Source organism: Pseudonocardia alni (assembly GCF_002813375.1).
Classification (GTDB): Bacteria; Actinomycetota; Actinomycetes; order Mycobacteriales; family Pseudonocardiaceae; genus Pseudonocardia; species Pseudonocardia alni.
Window position 1 is genome coordinate 5,566,320 of the sequence record NZ_PHUJ01000003.1, and the last position, 14,845, is coordinate 5,581,164.

Consider the following 14,845-nt stretch of genomic DNA (forward strand, 5'->3'; position numbering starts at 1 on the left):
GGACCCTCCGGCCTTGACACCGATGGTTTCCCAGGAACATATTTCCTGGGAAACCATCGGTCGACCGTCGCGAGCCCCGGAGGACCCCCGTGCCCGACCCCGAGCCCACCGCCCGGCCCCGCTTCGGCCGCGACGAGCCCTACGAGGTCTTCGAGATCGACGACCTCACGCTCGACTGCGGGCGGACGCTGCGCCCGGCCCGGATCGCCTACCGCACCTACGGCGAGCTGAACGCGGAGAAGGACAACGCGATCGTCTACCCGACCTGGTACTCCGGGCGGCACTGGGACAACGAGTGGCTGATCGGTGAGGGGATGGCGCTCGACCCGGACCGCTGGTTCGTCATCGTGCCGAACATGCTGGGCAACGGGCTGTCCACCTCGCCGTCGAACGCCCCGGTGCCGCACGACGGCCCGTCGTTCCCGCCGATCCGGGTGCGCGACAACGTCGAGGCCCAGTACCGGCTCGTCACCGAACGCTTCGGGATCAGCACGCTGCCGCTGGTGCTCGGGTGGTCGATGGGCGCGGGCCAGACCTACCAGTGGGCGGTCAGCCACCCCGAGATGGTGCAGCGCATCCTGCCGTTCTGCGGATCGCCGCGGACCGCGCCGCACAACCAGGTGTTCCTCGACTCGCTGCGTGCCGCGCTCCAGGCCGCGGTCGGGTTCGACGGCGGCCGCTACACGGTCCCGCCGGCGCAGGGGCTGCGCGCGTTCGCCCGGATCTACGCCGGCTGGGGCTTCTCCCAGGCGTTCTACCGGGACGAGGAGTGGCGCCGGCTGGGCAACACCTCGCTCGAGGACTTCGTCGTCGACTTCTGGGAGGGCTTCTTCCTCGACGGTCGGGACCCGAACAACCTGCTGACCATGCTCGACACCTGGTGGCACGGCGATGTCGGCGCGACCCCGGGCGCCGGCTCGACCGAGGAGGCGCTGGCCTCGATCCGGGCGACGGCGATCGTCATGCCCGCGGAGAAGGACCTGTACTTCCCGCCCGAGGACGAGGCCTGGGCGGTGTCGCACATGCGGGCCGGCACCGAGCTGCGGGTGATCCCCGGGGTGTGGGGCCACTTCGCCGGCGGCGGTAAGAACCCGGTCGACACGGCCTTCATCGACGCCGCCGTGGCCGAGCTGCTCGCCCGCCCGTCCGGGATCTGAGGCTCAGCGCCCCGTACCCGCGTCCGCGACGCGGTCGGCGCACCGGCGACCGCGGGCACCGCGACCACGACCAGCAGCACCGGCAGCGCGACGGCCGGTGACGCCGGCGCCACCAGCAGTGCGCCGCCGGAACCGCCGAACGCCGCCGTCGCCGGCTGGTCGAGCAGCTGGGCCGCCGAGGAGTGCGAGCCGACGTCGTGGGCGTCGGAGTGGGCGAGGGTCAGGTAGGCGATCGCGGAGAACGCCCCACCCATCCCGAGCCCCGACACGCCCCGGAACCCGACGGCGAGCCGGCCCGGCAGCAGCCCCGCCCTGAACCCCGGTGCAGGTCAAGTCGATTCAGTGACCACCTGTCGTGATCAACAACCACGCTCCGTGTTTCCGGCCCGCGCAGTCGGGTACACCGCGTTATGACCGACATCACAACGATCATCGTCGTCGCCGTGGTGGTGATCGTCGTCGCCGTACTCGCCGTGGTCGCCGCGACGATGCTGCGCCGTCGTCGCTCCGCCGAGCTCCGCGACCAGTTCGGACCCGAGTACGAGCGCACCGTGCGCGACGCGGACGACCCCCGCGACGCGGAGAAGGAGCTCGCGCAGCGCCGCAAGCGCCACGACGCGCTGACCTTGCGATCCCTCGACCCGCAGGAGCGCGACGGCTACCGCCGCCGGTGGCAGCAGGTGCAGGAGGGGTTCGTCGACGATCCGTCGCGGGCGGTGCACGACGCCGACGCGCTCGTCGCCGACGTCATGGCGGCCCGCGGGTACCCCGCCGAGGACGTCGACCGCCGCGAGGAGGACCTGTCCGTCGCCTACCCGGTCGTCACGCAGCGCTACCGCGAGGCACGGGCCATCTCCCGTGAGCACTCCGCCGGGCGAGCCGGGACCGAGGACCTCCGGCACGCGGTGACGAGCTACCGCGCACTGATCGACGCGCTGCTCGACGACGGCGACGGCACCGGTTCCGGTGGCCGTCCCGAGAACGACGGCCGCCACCGCCAGGGCGGACCGGACCAGGACACCCGACGGGAGACCAGGGCATGAGCGAGCACCAGGGCAGCAGCAGGGCGGCCCGACTGGCCGACTCGATCAAGGACGCGTTCACCGGCCGCAGCGAGGACGAGCGTGACGCCGGCTGGGAGCGCCGCGAGGCGGCGGGCACCGCCGAGCAGGACGCGGGCGTCCCGGGCCGGCGCCACGGTGACCCGGACGCCCCGCCGCTGGCGGGCCCCGGGGCCGGGCCGGGCGACGCCCCCGGCGGACGGCTGGCCGAGGACCGTGCGGCCGGCGGGGACCCACGGGCCGGCGACCCCGGCGGCGACCCGCGTGCCGGTGATCCCCGCGTCGCCGCCCCGCTCGGCACCGACCCGGGTGCCGGTGGGCCCCGCGGCGCGGGCCCCCGGGACGGCGACCCGCGCGGCGGGGACCTCCGAGGTGGGGACCCGCGGGGCGTCGACGTGCGCGGTGGCGACCCGCGTGGCGGGGACGTACGGGGCGGCGACCCGCGCGGCGGGGACCTCCGAGGTGGGGACCCGCGGGGCGTCGACGTGCGCGGTGGCGACCCGCGTGGCGGGGACGTACGGGGCGGGGACCCGCGTGGTGTCGACCCCCGTGGCGGGCACCTGCCCGGCGGCGACCCCCACAGCGGCCCGGGCGCACCGGGTGCCGACCCGCGCGACGCCGGCCCGGCCGGACGGCGGGACACCCTCGGCGACCCCGCGGCGGCGGGCGTCCGCGGACCGGCCGACGCGGGCGGGGTCCCGCCCGGTGGCGGTGTCGGGAACGGCGCACCGGGGACGGGCGCACCGCCCCACGACGCGGCGCCCGGCTCCGCGGGCGGTGCCGGGACCGCCGCGGCCGCAGGCGGGACCGCGGCCGGCGTGGCCGCCGCGGCGACCACCCGTGGCGCACCCGTACGGGAGGACGGCGCGCCCGGCGGCCGTCACCACGACGCGACACCGGGCCGCGGGCACGACGATCTGCGCGACCCCGGTGACCCGCGGGGCGGCACGACCGGACCCGGGGCCGGCCCGGCGGCGACCGACCCCGCCACCGGCGGCTCGTCGCTGCTCCCGGCCGACCGGGCCCGCGAGTACCAGGACCGCTGGTCGACGCTGAAGGGCGAGTTCGTCGACGAGCCCCGCCGCGCCGTCCACGGGGCGAACGCCCTGGTGGGGGAGATCCTCGACGAGATGGAGTCGCTGTTCCGTCGCCAGCGCGACGACCTGGAGGCCCAGTTCTCCCGCGACGACGCCTCGACCGAGGACCTGCGCCAGGCGCTCACCCGCTACCGCGAGTTCTTCGACCGCCTGCTGTCCCTCTGACGCCGCGCCGCACGAGCTCCGGGTGCGCCGCACAGGGAAGAACCTGTGCGGCGCACCGCGGGCCCGTGCAGCGTCCGGCTGCGCCCTCCGGACGAGGGGGCTCAGCCCAGGGCGGGGACGATCGCCTCGACCAGGTGCGGACCCGGCTCGGCCTGTGCCCGACGCAGCGCGTCGAGCAGACCCTCGGTGGTGGTGACCCGCTCGGCGGGCACCCCGAGCCCGGTCGCGAGTGCGGTGAAGTCCGGCGTCGGGTCGGACAGGTCCAGCATCCGGCCCGCCCGCCCGGAGTGCGCCGCCTCCCCGGCCCCCGTGCGGGCCAGCTCCACCCGCAGGATCGAGTACGCCGCGTTGTTGATCAGCACGACGGTGACGTCGAGCCGCTCGCGGGCCATCGTCCACAGCGCCTGGGCGGTGTAGAGCGCGCTGCCGTCGGCCTGCACCGCCACCACCGGACGGTCCGGCGCGGCGACCGCGGCACCCACCGCGGCGGGCAGCCCCATCCCGATCGCGCCACCGGTCAGCGCGATCTGGGTGTGTCGCGGCGCGGTCTGCAACGACATCGCCAGCGACGCCGCCGCGGTCAGCGCCTCGTCGACCACGATCGCGTCCTGCGGCAGCGTCGCGGCGACGGCGGCGCACAGCCCCCGCACGTCGAGCGCCCCCGGCGCGGGCTCCGGCGCCTCGTGCGGGGCGAGCGCGGGGTCGGCGTCGCCGGCGACGGCGTCGGCGAGGGCTTCCAGCGCGGCCGTCGCGTCGGTGGCCGGGTCGGCCAGTCCCACCACGGCGGCCCCCTCGGGCACCAGGTCCCCGGGCACCCCCGGGTAGCCGAAGAACGACACCGGCGACCGCGCCCCGGCCAGCACCAGCGACGATGTGCCGTCCAGCTGCGCGATCGCCTGCTCGGCGAAGTAGGCGAGCTTGTCGATGCGGGTCCGGCCGGCGCCGGTCTCCCAGCACCGGGGGAAGGTCTCCACGAGCAGCCGGGTCCCGGTGGCCGCGGCGATCCGCCCGGCGGCGTCGACCCCCGCCGCGCTCAGCGCCGGCCCGCCCAGCAGCAGCGTCGCGCCGGGCGCGCGGACGGCGTCGGCGGCCGCGGCGACCCGCGAGGGATCCGGGGGGAACGGCCCGGCGGCCGGCAGCGGCGGGGCGGGCGACGCGCTCTCCGACCAGGACACGTCGGCCGGCAGCACCAGCGTCGCGACCTGCCCGCCGCGCTCGCCGGTCGCGGCGAGGGCGCGCATCGCGTCGGCGGCGACGTCGCGGACGTCACCGCTGGTGTGCACCCACCCGGACACGGTCCGCGCCACCGCGGTGATGTCGGACTCCAGCGGAGCGTCGAAGCGGACGTGGTCGGTCGCGTGCCCGCCGACCACGCACAGCAGCGGCGTCCCGGCCCGGCGTGCGTTGTGCAGGTTCGCCAGCCCGTTGCCCAGCCCCGGCCCGAGGTGCAGCAGCACCGCCGCCGGCTTCCCGGCGATCCGCGCGTAGGCGTCGGCGGCGCCGGTCGCGACGCCCTCGAACAGGGCCAGCACCCCGCGCATCTCCGGTACCGCGTCGAGCGCCTGCACGAAGTGCATCTCCGATGTCCCCGGGTTCATGAAGCACACGTCGACCCCGGCCGCGGTGAGCGACCCGACCAGCGCCTCGGCGCCCCTCACGACCGGTTCCCGATCTCTACGGTCCACATGGTCGGTGAGTCCACACGATGTGACGCGTGTCCGCAGGACCCGGGTTCGAGTTGCGGCCCGCATCGCCAGGACGCGGAATGGAGGACTGTGAGCGACGACCGCACCGCGCCCGAGGCCTACACCCCTGACCCGCGGCGTTGGCGGGCGCTGTCGGTCTGCCTGGTCGCCGGGTTCATGAGCCTGCTCGACGTCAGCATCGTCAACGTCGCGCTGCCCGCCATGCAGGCCGGCCTGCGGGCCTCGGCGGCGCAGCTGTCCTGGATCGTGTCCGGCTACGCGCTGACGTTCGGCCTGGTCCTGGTCGCGTCCGGGCGTCTCGGCGACGACCGCGGCCGCCGTCGCATGTTCGTCACCGGCCTCGCCCTGTTCACCCTGACCAGCGCGGTCGCCGGGTTCGCGCCGAACCCGGAGGTGCTCGTCGCGGTCCGGCTGGTGCAGGGCGTCGCGGCCGGGCTGCTGTCCCCGCAGGTCGTCGGGTTCATCCAGGACCTGTTCCGCGGCCCGGAGCGGGGCACCGCGTTCGGCATGTTCGGCGCCGTCGTCGGGATCTCGACCGCGGTCGGCCCGCTGCTGGGCGGGCTGCTGCTGTCCTGGGCCGGCGACGCCGACGGCTGGCGCTGGGTCTTCTTCGTCAACATCCCGATCGGCGTCGCGGCGCTGGTCGCGGCGTTCCGGCTGCTGCCCGCCGACACCGTGACCACGGGGGAGCGGCGCCCGCTGGACCTGGGCGGCTCGGTGCTGCTCGGCGTCGCCGTCGTCGCGCTGATGCTGCCGCTGGTGCTCGCCGAGCGGGACCCGGCGTCGGCGCCGTGGTGGCTGGTCGCGGTCTCGGTCGCGGCGCTGGTGGCGTTCGTGGCCTGGGAGCGTCGGGCCAAGCGCGTCCACGGTCACCCGCTGATCGACTTCGCGCTGCTGCGGACCCGCAGCTACGCCGTCGGGGCCTCGCTGGGCACCGTCTACTTCGCCGGGTTCACCTCGATCTTCTTCGTGCTCACCCTCTACCTGCAGAACGGGCTGGGCTACACCCCGCTGCAGACCGGGCTGACGATGACGGCGTTCGCGCTCGGCTCGGCCGTCACCTCCGCACTCAGCGGGCGCCTGGTGGCGCGGTTCGGGCAGCCGATGATCGTCGTCGGGCTGGCGACGGTGATGGTCGGGCTCGGCGTCACCGACCTCGTCCTGGCCGCGACCGCGCACAGCCCGTGGACCGGGCTCGCGATCGCCGGGCCGCTGCTGCTCGCCGGGGCGGGCGGCGGGCTGGTGATCGCGCCGAACCAGACCCTCGCGCTGTCGGAGATCCCGCACACCTCCGGCGGCACCGCGGGCGGGGTGCTGCAGACCGGGCAGCGGATCGGGACGGCGATCGGGCTGTCCGCGGTCGGCGCGGTGTTCTTCGGCAGGCTCACCGCGTCCGGCGGGGACTGGGCGGACGCCATCTCGCACGGCCTGCTCATCACCGTCGGGCTGGTGGCGCTGGCCCTCGTGCTCGGGGTCACCGACCTGGTCGCGGCCCGGCGTGCCCGCGGACGGGGCACGCCGGTGACCGCGACCGGCGGACGGTAGGGGTCAGGTCCGGGCGCCGGCGGCGGTGTCCTCGCGCAGGCCCGACCGCAGCGTCTCGGTCATCAGCCACGAGCAGACCATCGACACCAGCGCGATCCCGACGACGTAGCCGGCGACGGCGTAGAGCGACCCGGTCAGCGCGACGAGCGCGGTGCACAGCAGCGGCGCGAGGCCGCCCAGGATCGACGCGATCTGGTAGGCCAGCGACGCCCCCGAGTACCGCATGCTGGTGGAGAACTGCTCGGCGAAGAACGCCGACTGCGGCCCGTACACCGCCGAGCGCGCCACCTGCACGACCAGCCCGCCCAGCAGGAACAGCCAGATGCTGCCGGTCGACACGAGCCAGAAGTACGGCACCGCGAACACCGCGAGCAGCGCCATCCCACCGACGAACATCGGACGACGCCCGATCCGGTCCGACAGCAGACCGAACGCCATGATCAGCGGGATGTCCGACAGCGACAGCACCGAGTTCGCCGCGAGGATCGTCGTGCGGTCGTAGGACAGGGACTGCGTCGCGTAGGTGACCAGCCAGACCGAGGAGACGTAGAACGTCGAGTTCGTCGCCAGGAACGACCCGGCGGCGAGCAGGATCTCCTTCGGGTAGGTGCGCAGCGCCTCCAGCACCGGCATCCGGTTCGCGGCCTTCTCGTCCATCGCCTTCCGGAACACCGGCGACTCGTGGACGCCGAGCCGGATCCACATCCCGACCCCGATCAGCGCGATGCTGGCGAGGAACGGCACCCGCCAGCCCCACGCCAGGAACTGCTCGTCGGTCAGGGTCGCGGACAGCACCGCGAACGTCGCCGTCCCCAGCACCAGGCCCAGCGGCACACCGACCTGCGGCCAGCTGCCGTAGAACCCGCGCCGGTGCGACGGGGCGTGCTCGACGGCCATCAGCGCCGCACCGCCCCACTCGCCGCCGACGCCGAATCCCTGCAGGAACCGCAGCGTCACCAGCAGGACCGGAGCCCAGACCCCGAGCGTGTCGTAGCCGGGCAGCAGACCCATCCCGACGGTCGCCGCGCCCATCATGAGCAGCGAGTAGACGAGCATCGGTTTCCGGCCGACCCTGTCGCCGAAGTGCGCGAACACCGCCCCGCCGAGCGGGCGGGCGATGAACCCGACGGCGAACGCGCCGAACGCGGACAGGGTGCCGGTGACGGGGTCGACCGACGGGAAGAACACCTGGTTGAACACCAGGGCCGCGGCCGTGCCGAAGATGAAGAAGTCGTACCACTCGATGGTGGTGCCGACCAGGCTGGCGGTGGCGACCTTGCGGGAGGACCGGAGTGCGGGTCCCGGCGACGCCGGCGGGACGGTGGAGGACATGCGCCCTGACGCTAAGGGGTCGTCCGATTCGTGTCGAGACGCACGAGTGATCCGATCTGGCGGTGCTCAGGCCCGGGTGCGACGGGTGGAGAGCACCCCCGCGACGAGCACGACGACCAGCCCGGCCACCGGGACGACCAGCAGCCCGGCCCGCAGCGACGTCGCGTCGGCGACCAGCCCGACCACCGGCGGCGACACCAGGAACCCCACCCGCATCAGCCAGGTGACGATCGTCAGCCCGGTCCCGGGGGCCAGCCCCGGCAGGTGGTCGGCGGCGGTCATCGCGGCCGGGACGAGCGTCGCCACCCCGAACCCGGCAAGACCGAACCCGGCGACGGTCCCGGGCACCGTCGGGAACGCCAGCGCGAGCCCCATCCCGGCGAGCACCAGCCCACCGCCGGCGCGGGCCACCGCGCGCTGGCCGAACCGGTCGACCATCCGGTCACCGATGAGCCTGCCGACGAACTGGCAGCCCTGCAGCGCCACGAACCCGAGGCCGGCGACGGCCGCACCGGCCCCGAGCCCCTGCAGGTACACCGCCGCCCAGGTGGCGCCGGAGTCCTCGACCAGGGTGCCGGAGATCGCGACCAGCCCGAACACGGCGAGCAGCGCCACGGTGCGGGGGCCGAGCCCGGTCCACGGCCGCCGCGGCGGTGCACCGTCGGCCGCGTCGGGGGCCGGGCGGTCGTCGCCGTCGGCGCCGCTCAGCAGCAGGGGGTACACCGCGACGGCGATCACCACCGACAGCAGCGACGAGAGCCCCAGGTGCACCGGCAGCGCCAGCCCGGTCCCGGCGGCGGCCGAGCCCATCAGCCCGCCCGCGACGGCTCCGACCGACCAGAGCGCGTGGAACCCGTTGAGGATGGACCGGCCGTAGCGGCGCTGCACCCGCAGCCCGTGCGCGTTCTGCGCGACGTCGACGACGGCGTCGGACGCCCCGACCAGCAGCATGGCCGTGGCGAACAGCGCCCAGGACGGTGCGAACCCCACCAGCACGACGCCGAGCGCGATCACCGCCATCCCGAACGAGGCCACCTTCGCCGACGTGAACCGGGCGATGAGCGGGCCCGCGGTCAGACCGGCCAGCAGCGCCGCGAACGGCATCGCGGCCACCGCCAGCCCGAGCTGGGTGTTGGACAGGCCGAGATCGGCCTTGATCTGCGGGAAGCGGGGCAGCAGGTTCGCGTAGACCAGGCCGTTGGTGAGGAAGACCAGGGCCACCGCCGCCCGGGCCCGTCGTTCCGTCCGGCCCGCCTCGACTGCCACCACGGCCCCATCATGCGCCGACCGGCCGGCACCGGCGGGCCGCGGGTCAGCTGTGGCGTTCCAGCAGCCGCAGCACCGCCCGTCCGACGGCGACCCGGGTGCGGTGCTCGCCGGCGCCGCGCGAGATGCGGCGCAGCCCGGCCGCGACCGTGTGGCCCTCCTCGAAGGCCCGCACCACGCGCGGGTCGACGTAGCTGGACGGCCGGGGTGTTGCCCAGTGCCCGGGCGACCCGGCACGTCGTGGCGGCCTCGGCCCGCTCCGGCGCGGTCGCGGTCCCGCTCGGAGATCCATACCTCCCGCCAGGCGGGCGGGATCACCAGTTCCTCGATCCGGGCCCGCACCGGCGCGGCGACGGCGGCGCCGGTCGCGTCGTGGTAGCTGAACCCCCGTCCCCGACGACGGCGGGTGAGGCCGCCGCGGTACGGGATCGCCCTGGTCGGTCGCACGCCGGGGGACACCCGCCGCGCGCCGGGATCATCCCCGCAGCGAGTTGATCCTCACCGCGGTCCGCAGCGCTCCGGACATGCCCTTGTAGGCACCGTTGCGGGCGGTGTCACGGACGTTGCGCAGCTGCGCGCGACGCTCGCGGCCCGCGCCGCTCCAGGCCAGCAGCGACCGGCCCCACGAGTCCTTCGCGAGTTCCGTCGCCCCGGCCTCGCGGGCGAGCAGCGCCCACCGGTCGCCGAAGTCGTCCAGCCCGTCGCGGTAGGCGAACACCGCGGGCCGGACGTAGGCCATGCCCGGGTGCCGGCGGCCCATCCGGGGGGCGTAGTCGGCGATGACCTTGTCCAGGCACTCGAACCGGCGCTGCCGGTTGGAGCTGATCGACCCGGTGCGCATCAGGCGCATGTCGAGCAGCCAGCGGCGGGTGCCCCACATCAGCGGGTAGTTCGAGCCGGCGGCGATCCGCAGCCACATCTCGAAGTCCACCGCGGAGGGCAGCGAGCAGTCGAAGCCGCCGACCTGGTCGAAGCAGGCCCGGCGGATCATCAGCGAGCTGCCGTTGTGCGGCGGGTTGTTCTCCACCAGCTGCTTGTCGATGTCGACCTTGCCCGACGGCTGCCAGCGCAGCGCCACGACCTGCCCGGACTCCAGCATCACGCGGGTGTGGCAGTACGCCATCCCGACCCCGGGCGGGGCGGTGTGCATGGTCTCGAGCATGTGCGAGAGGAACTCGGGGTGCCAGCGGTCGTCGCCGTCCAGGAACGCGACGAAGGGGGCGGCGCTCTCGGCCAGGGCACGGTTGCGCGCGGCACCCGAGCCGCCGTTCTCCACCTGGATCAGCCGCACCCGCGGGTCGCGCTCGGCGCGCGAGCGGACGACGTCGGCGGTGTCGTCGGTCGACCCGTCGTCGACGACGAGGTACTCGAACCGGGACTCGGTCTGCGCGAGCACCGAGTCGATGGCCTCACCGATCCAGGGACCGACGTTGTAGGCGGGGGTGATCACGGTGACGAGGACGTGAGGGTTCCGCACGATCGGCACAGTCGCCAGCTCCTTCCGGGGTGCGCCGGTCTTCGGCGCCGTCGGCCCCGCATTCACCGTAGGGGGTGACGCAGAGCATTCGGCACGCCCTCGACCGAGGCCGTGCTGCGGGCATTCCTCGCGAATGGCAACGAGCGTGCGCACTGTTGGTGACGTCCGTGCGGCATCCGAGGTTGCCCCGGGCGCCGGGCCACCCGGTCCGGGGCCGGTGAGCCGGGTGGTGGGAGAGGGTCGCTATCGTCCGGAGAATGTCGTTCGACGCACGGGTGATGCTGTCCCGGCGGCTCCGGTTCCTGCCGCACCGCGCCTTCGCGATCGCCCACCACGCCCTGTTCCAGGGTGAGCTGACGACGTTCCGGCGGCCGCGGACCTGGTCCCAGCTGCTCGCGAAGAAGAACCTCGACGACCAGCCCGAGCTGGTGCACGTCACCGCGGACAAGTACGCCGTCCGGGACCACGTCGCCGAGCGGATCGGGGCCGAGCACCTCATCCCGCTCATCCAGGTGGTCGAGCGGCCCGAGGACCTCGACCTGGAGGCCCCCGCGGGTCCCTACGTCGTCAAGGGCACCCACGGCTGCGACATGACGATCCTGGTGCGCCACCCGGCCGCCGCCGACCACGCGAAGATCCGCTCGACGGTCGCCCGCTGGCTGCGCACCGACTTCTTCACCCACGGCTGGCGCGAGCGCCCCTACGAGGGGCTCACCCCACGCGCCGTCGTCGAGGAGATGATCGGGGACGGCACCAAGCCACCCGCCGACTACAAGTTCTTCGTCTTCCACGGCGAGCCGGCGATGGTCGTCATCGACCAGGACCGCTTCGTCGCCCACACCTCGACGATGCTGCACCCGGACTGGGTGCCGTTCCGGATCTCGGGGCGCTTCTCCCAGGCCGACGCGTTGCCCGAGAAGCCCGCGTCCTACGAGCGGATGCTGGAGATCGCCCGCGCGCTGGGCAAGGACTTCACCTTCGCCCGCGTCGACCTCTACGACGTCGACGGGCACGTCTACTTCGGCGAGATCACCCACAACCCGGGCGGCGGGCTCGTCCGGCTGCGGCCCCGCGCCTTCGACCGGGCGCTGGGGAACCTGTGGCGCAACGGGACCCCGATCCCGGAGAAGTTCATCCAGCGCTCCTGACCGGGCGCTCCTGACCGGGCTCTCGGGCGCACCCGGGCTCGCGTCTCTCCCCGGCTCTCGTACGGGCCCCGGACTTCGCCTCCACCGGGGCCTTCGCGCGTATCCCCGGGCCGGTGCACCCGGAGGGCCCGCGCGCCCACCGGGCTCCGCGTACGCCCGGACTCGTGCACCCGCCGGGCCTCGCGTGCGTCCCGGCCCGTGCGTTCCACCGGGCGCGCACCCACCCGGGTCCATCCCTGCGCCGGGTCCCCGCACCCGCCGGGCGTGCGCGGACCGGCCTCGTCCATGCACCCGGCTCGTCCACTCATCGAGCTCTCGCGCAGCCCCTCGTCCTGCGCCGCCCTCGCCGCCGCACACCCTCCGCCCGACCTGTCCGCCGCGCCGAGCCCCGACGACCCCGTGGCGACCCGCCGCCGGCCGCGGCACCCCACGCGACGGCCGCCGTGCGTCGTCGCGGGTCGCCGCCCCCATCCACACCCCGTCGCGGGCGGCCACACCCTCGGCAACAGGTGTGGTCGCCCGCGACGGGGTGTGGCGTCGGGACGGTGTGCCGCCCACGCCGGTCCCGAGGTGCCTTCCTGGCGGTCGTCGGAGCGGAACCGGTATGCGGGCCGCGGAGAGCGTGCGAGGACGGCGCCCGCCGCCGATCGATCAGTACCTGAGCGTTGCCGACGCCTGGTCGGACAGCGCTCACGTACTGATCGACAGGTCTGTCTCGCACGTCGTCCGGTGGGGCGCTCCTCGGCGCGTGGGCGAGGACCACCCTCGTCGCGCGGGGTGCGATTCCGTGGGGTGCGGACGACTGCGGGGTTCGGCAGGGCGCACGGCCGCATCGCTGCAGCCGACGAGGTCCCCCACGCGACCTGTCGCACCTCGGACGAGGTCGTCGCACCCCGTGCGGCGGGTGCGACGACCTCGTCCGAGGTGCGACAGGACCGCCGGGCCGGGGGCAGGTGTGGGCCGGGGGCCGGCGTGCCGTGCTGTGCCGCGGCGCGGCCTCGCAGCTGTGGTCGCCCGCGAGTAGAAGCGCTGGTGGCCATTGCCTCGGGTGGCCGGCGGACCGTGGGCCGGTCTGTCGCCCGGAAGCCCGGAGTTCGCTGGACCGGACCTCCGGAAGCCGGAAGGTCGGGTGAATCGGAGCCCCGGAGCTCGGTGGATCCGTGCCCCGGGACCTCCGGAGCCCCGAGGCTCCGAGCCCCCTGAGCCGGAGGGAGCGCCGGAGCCGGCAGGACCGCGGATCAGTCGCGGACGCGGGGGAACTCGTGGGTCCGTGCCTCCGGCCCACCGATGGGCCGGGTGTCGTCGTCCCGGGCGAGGGGATCCGGGCCGTCCGGGCCGTCCGGGCCGTGCGGGCCGTCCGGGCCGGCGGTGCCGCCGTCGCCGGGCGGGTGCGGCGGGACCGGCTGACGCAGCCAGCGCACCACCGACGGCAGGAAGACGATCGCCAGGACCAGCTCGCCCGCGAGCCACATCCAGCCGACGGCGTCGACCCCGAGCATCGGGGCGAGCAGCGGGATCCCGCCGAGCACGATCACGCAGTGCACGAGCTGCTGCACGGCCAGGGGGAAGGTGCGGTTCGCGAGCCGGGACTTGGTCATCCACATCGTCACGATCACGCGCGGGAACATGGACACCATCAGCAGCTGCAGCAGCGTCGTGGAGTTCTCGACGTACTGCGGCCCGTAGAACCACAGCAGCAGCGGGGCGGCGAGCGCGATGACCAGCGAGGCGGGCCACACCAGCAGGCAGATCCGCCGCAGCACCGCCCGGGCGAACACGTGCGCGTGCGCCGGGTTCCGGGAGCCCTCCACGACCAGCGCCGAGGTGATCGCCATCGACAGCATGCTCATCGCGAGGAAGACCGTCTGGGCCGGCAGCAGGTAGGCACTGGCCGCCTGGCTGATCGTCATGACCACCAGCACCGGCAGGAATGACGACATGGCCTGGTTGAACACCTGGCCGAGGTAGTCGCCGCCCATGTAGCGGGCGAGCGTGGCGCGGTCCGGGGCGCCCGCGTCGTCGCGGTCCGCGGTCTCGGCGGTGTGCCGGGGGAGCAGCCGCCGCGAGATCAGGAGGGTGAACGGCACCAGCAGCGCGATGACCGGCGCGCTCCAGGAGGTGAACACGCCGTCGGACACCGAGGTGAACGCGACGACCACGAGCAGCCCGAGCTTCACGACGCCGTAGACGCCGTTCTCCAGCACCACCCACATCGCCGAGCGCAGCCCGGTCAGGACCTGGTCCTGCAGGTTGAAGATGGACCACGCGGCGGTCGAGACCACGAACCACGCGGCGAAGCCGGGGGAGACGTGCAGCGGGTCGCCGGGGGCGTAGGCGACGTGGCAGTAGGTCATGACCGCGGCCGAGCCGACGACCGCCATGGCGGCGCTGATCCCGTACGCGAGCCGCACCAGCGACCGTGAGTCGCGTCCGGCCGTCGGGAGGAAGCGGATGAGGGCCTGACCGAAGTTGAGCGAGGTCAGGACCGATATCAGCATCATCAGGTTGACCATGGCGTTGCCACGGCCGACGTCCTCGGTGCTGAACACGCGGGCGGCGAAGACCCAGTAGAGCAACCCGAAGCCGGAGTTGACGACGGTGTTGAGCATCAGGGCGTAGGCGTTGCGGTAGAGCGGGTTGCCCATCTCGCGGCGGACCGATCGGACCCGGCCGGCGACCATCTCCCCGACGCTCATCGCGCGCACCACCGGACGGCGGCGCGGGACGTCCCGCTGAGTGCGTGCACACCACCACGCTAACCAGGTGTCGACCACCCGGGTGCCAGGGGGAGGGGCCCCGGACGGCCCGTCACCGGCCGGGGTCGGACCTCCCGGACATACACACCCCGTCGTGGCGCGCAATCGCTGCGCTACGGTGCATCCTTTCCGGTG

11 protein-coding genes and 1 pseudogene are annotated in these 14,845 nt (G+C 74.4%); 5 read left to right on the forward strand and 7 right to left on the reverse strand.

Annotated features, from left to right (window positions below):
* The first annotated feature begins 89 nt into the window (after positions 1 to 89).
* The 3 genes from ATL51_RS27310 (at position 90) to ATL51_RS27320 (ending at position 3,480) form a co-directional block, all read left to right on the forward strand.
* Entirely contained in the window at positions 90 to 1,157 is a 1,068-nt protein-coding gene (locus ATL51_RS27310; RefSeq protein WP_100880353.1) for an alpha/beta fold hydrolase, read from the forward strand.
* Positions 1,158 to 1,567: 410 nt separating this feature from the next.
* Positions 1,568 to 2,200 (forward strand): hypothetical protein, encoded by a 633-nt coding sequence (locus tag ATL51_RS27315; RefSeq protein WP_100880354.1) that lies wholly within the window; start codon positions 1,568 to 1,570, stop codon positions 2,198 to 2,200.
* Positions 2,197 to 3,480 carry a hypothetical protein gene (locus ATL51_RS27320; protein ID WP_100880355.1) on the forward strand — a complete coding sequence of 428 codons (1,284 nt, stop codon included), beginning with the start codon at positions 2,197 to 2,199 and terminating at the stop codon, positions 3,478 to 3,480. The genes ATL51_RS27315 and ATL51_RS27320 overlap by 4 nt, the downstream gene beginning before the upstream one ends.
* Positions 3,481 to 3,581: 101 nt before the next feature.
* On the opposite strand, the gene ATL51_RS27325 is transcribed toward ATL51_RS27320, so the two are convergent.
* A complete protein-coding gene (locus ATL51_RS27325) occupies positions 3,582 to 5,138 on the reverse strand; it encodes an acetolactate synthase large subunit (protein WP_100880356.1) in 1,557 nt (518 codons plus the stop codon).
* 117 nt (positions 5,139 to 5,255) lie between these two features.
* Between ATL51_RS27325 and ATL51_RS27330 the strand changes: the two genes are divergently transcribed.
* The gene (locus ATL51_RS27330; RefSeq protein WP_100880357.1) at positions 5,256 to 6,731 is read left to right on the forward strand and encodes an MFS transporter; all 1,476 of its coding nucleotides are present in this window, start codon (positions 5,256 to 5,258) and stop codon (positions 6,729 to 6,731) included.
* 3 nt (positions 6,732 to 6,734) lie between these two features.
* Here the strand turns inward: ATL51_RS27330 and ATL51_RS27335 are convergent, their stop codons facing one another.
* The 5 genes and pseudogenes from ATL51_RS27335 to ATL51_RS27345 form a co-directional block, all read right to left on the reverse strand.
* Positions 6,735 to 8,063 (reverse strand): MFS transporter, encoded by a 1,329-nt coding sequence (locus ATL51_RS27335; RefSeq protein ID WP_100880358.1) that lies wholly within the window; start codon positions 8,061 to 8,063, stop codon positions 6,735 to 6,737.
* A 66-nt stretch (positions 8,064 to 8,129) separates the two neighbouring features.
* Positions 8,130 to 9,332 (reverse strand): MFS transporter, encoded by a 1,203-nt coding sequence (locus ATL51_RS27340; RefSeq protein ID WP_100880359.1) that lies wholly within the window; start codon positions 9,330 to 9,332, stop codon positions 8,130 to 8,132.
* 43 nt (positions 9,333 to 9,375) lie between these two features.
* Positions 9,376 to 9,504, reverse strand: coding sequence for a hypothetical protein (locus ATL51_RS29645; RefSeq protein ID WP_301549217.1), 129 nt, complete (start codon positions 9,502 to 9,504; stop codon positions 9,376 to 9,378).
* A 110-nt stretch (positions 9,505 to 9,614) separates the two neighbouring features.
* Positions 9,615 to 9,788: pseudogene (locus ATL51_RS29970) on the reverse strand (DNA topoisomerase IB); the annotation flags it as partial.
* A 16-nt stretch (positions 9,789 to 9,804) separates the two neighbouring features.
* Positions 9,805 to 10,806, reverse strand: a complete 1,002-nt coding sequence (locus tag ATL51_RS27345) for a glycosyltransferase family 2 protein (protein ID WP_167410062.1) — start codon at positions 10,804 to 10,806, stop codon at positions 9,805 to 9,807.
* A gap of 257 nt (positions 10,807 to 11,063) precedes the next feature.
* On the opposite strand from ATL51_RS27345, the gene ATL51_RS27350 reads away from it, so the two are divergent.
* Positions 11,064 to 11,954 carry an ATP-grasp fold amidoligase family protein gene (locus ATL51_RS27350; protein ID WP_073577007.1) on the forward strand — a complete coding sequence of 297 codons (891 nt, stop codon included), beginning with the start codon at positions 11,064 to 11,066 and terminating at the stop codon, positions 11,952 to 11,954.
* A 1,238-nt stretch (positions 11,955 to 13,192) separates the two neighbouring features.
* Here the strand turns inward: ATL51_RS27350 and ATL51_RS27355 are convergent.
* Positions 13,193 to 14,650 (reverse strand): lipopolysaccharide biosynthesis protein, encoded by a 1,458-nt coding sequence (locus tag ATL51_RS27355; protein ID WP_157818547.1) that lies wholly within the window; start codon positions 14,648 to 14,650, stop codon positions 13,193 to 13,195.
* Positions 14,651 to 14,845 lie beyond the last annotated feature (195 nt).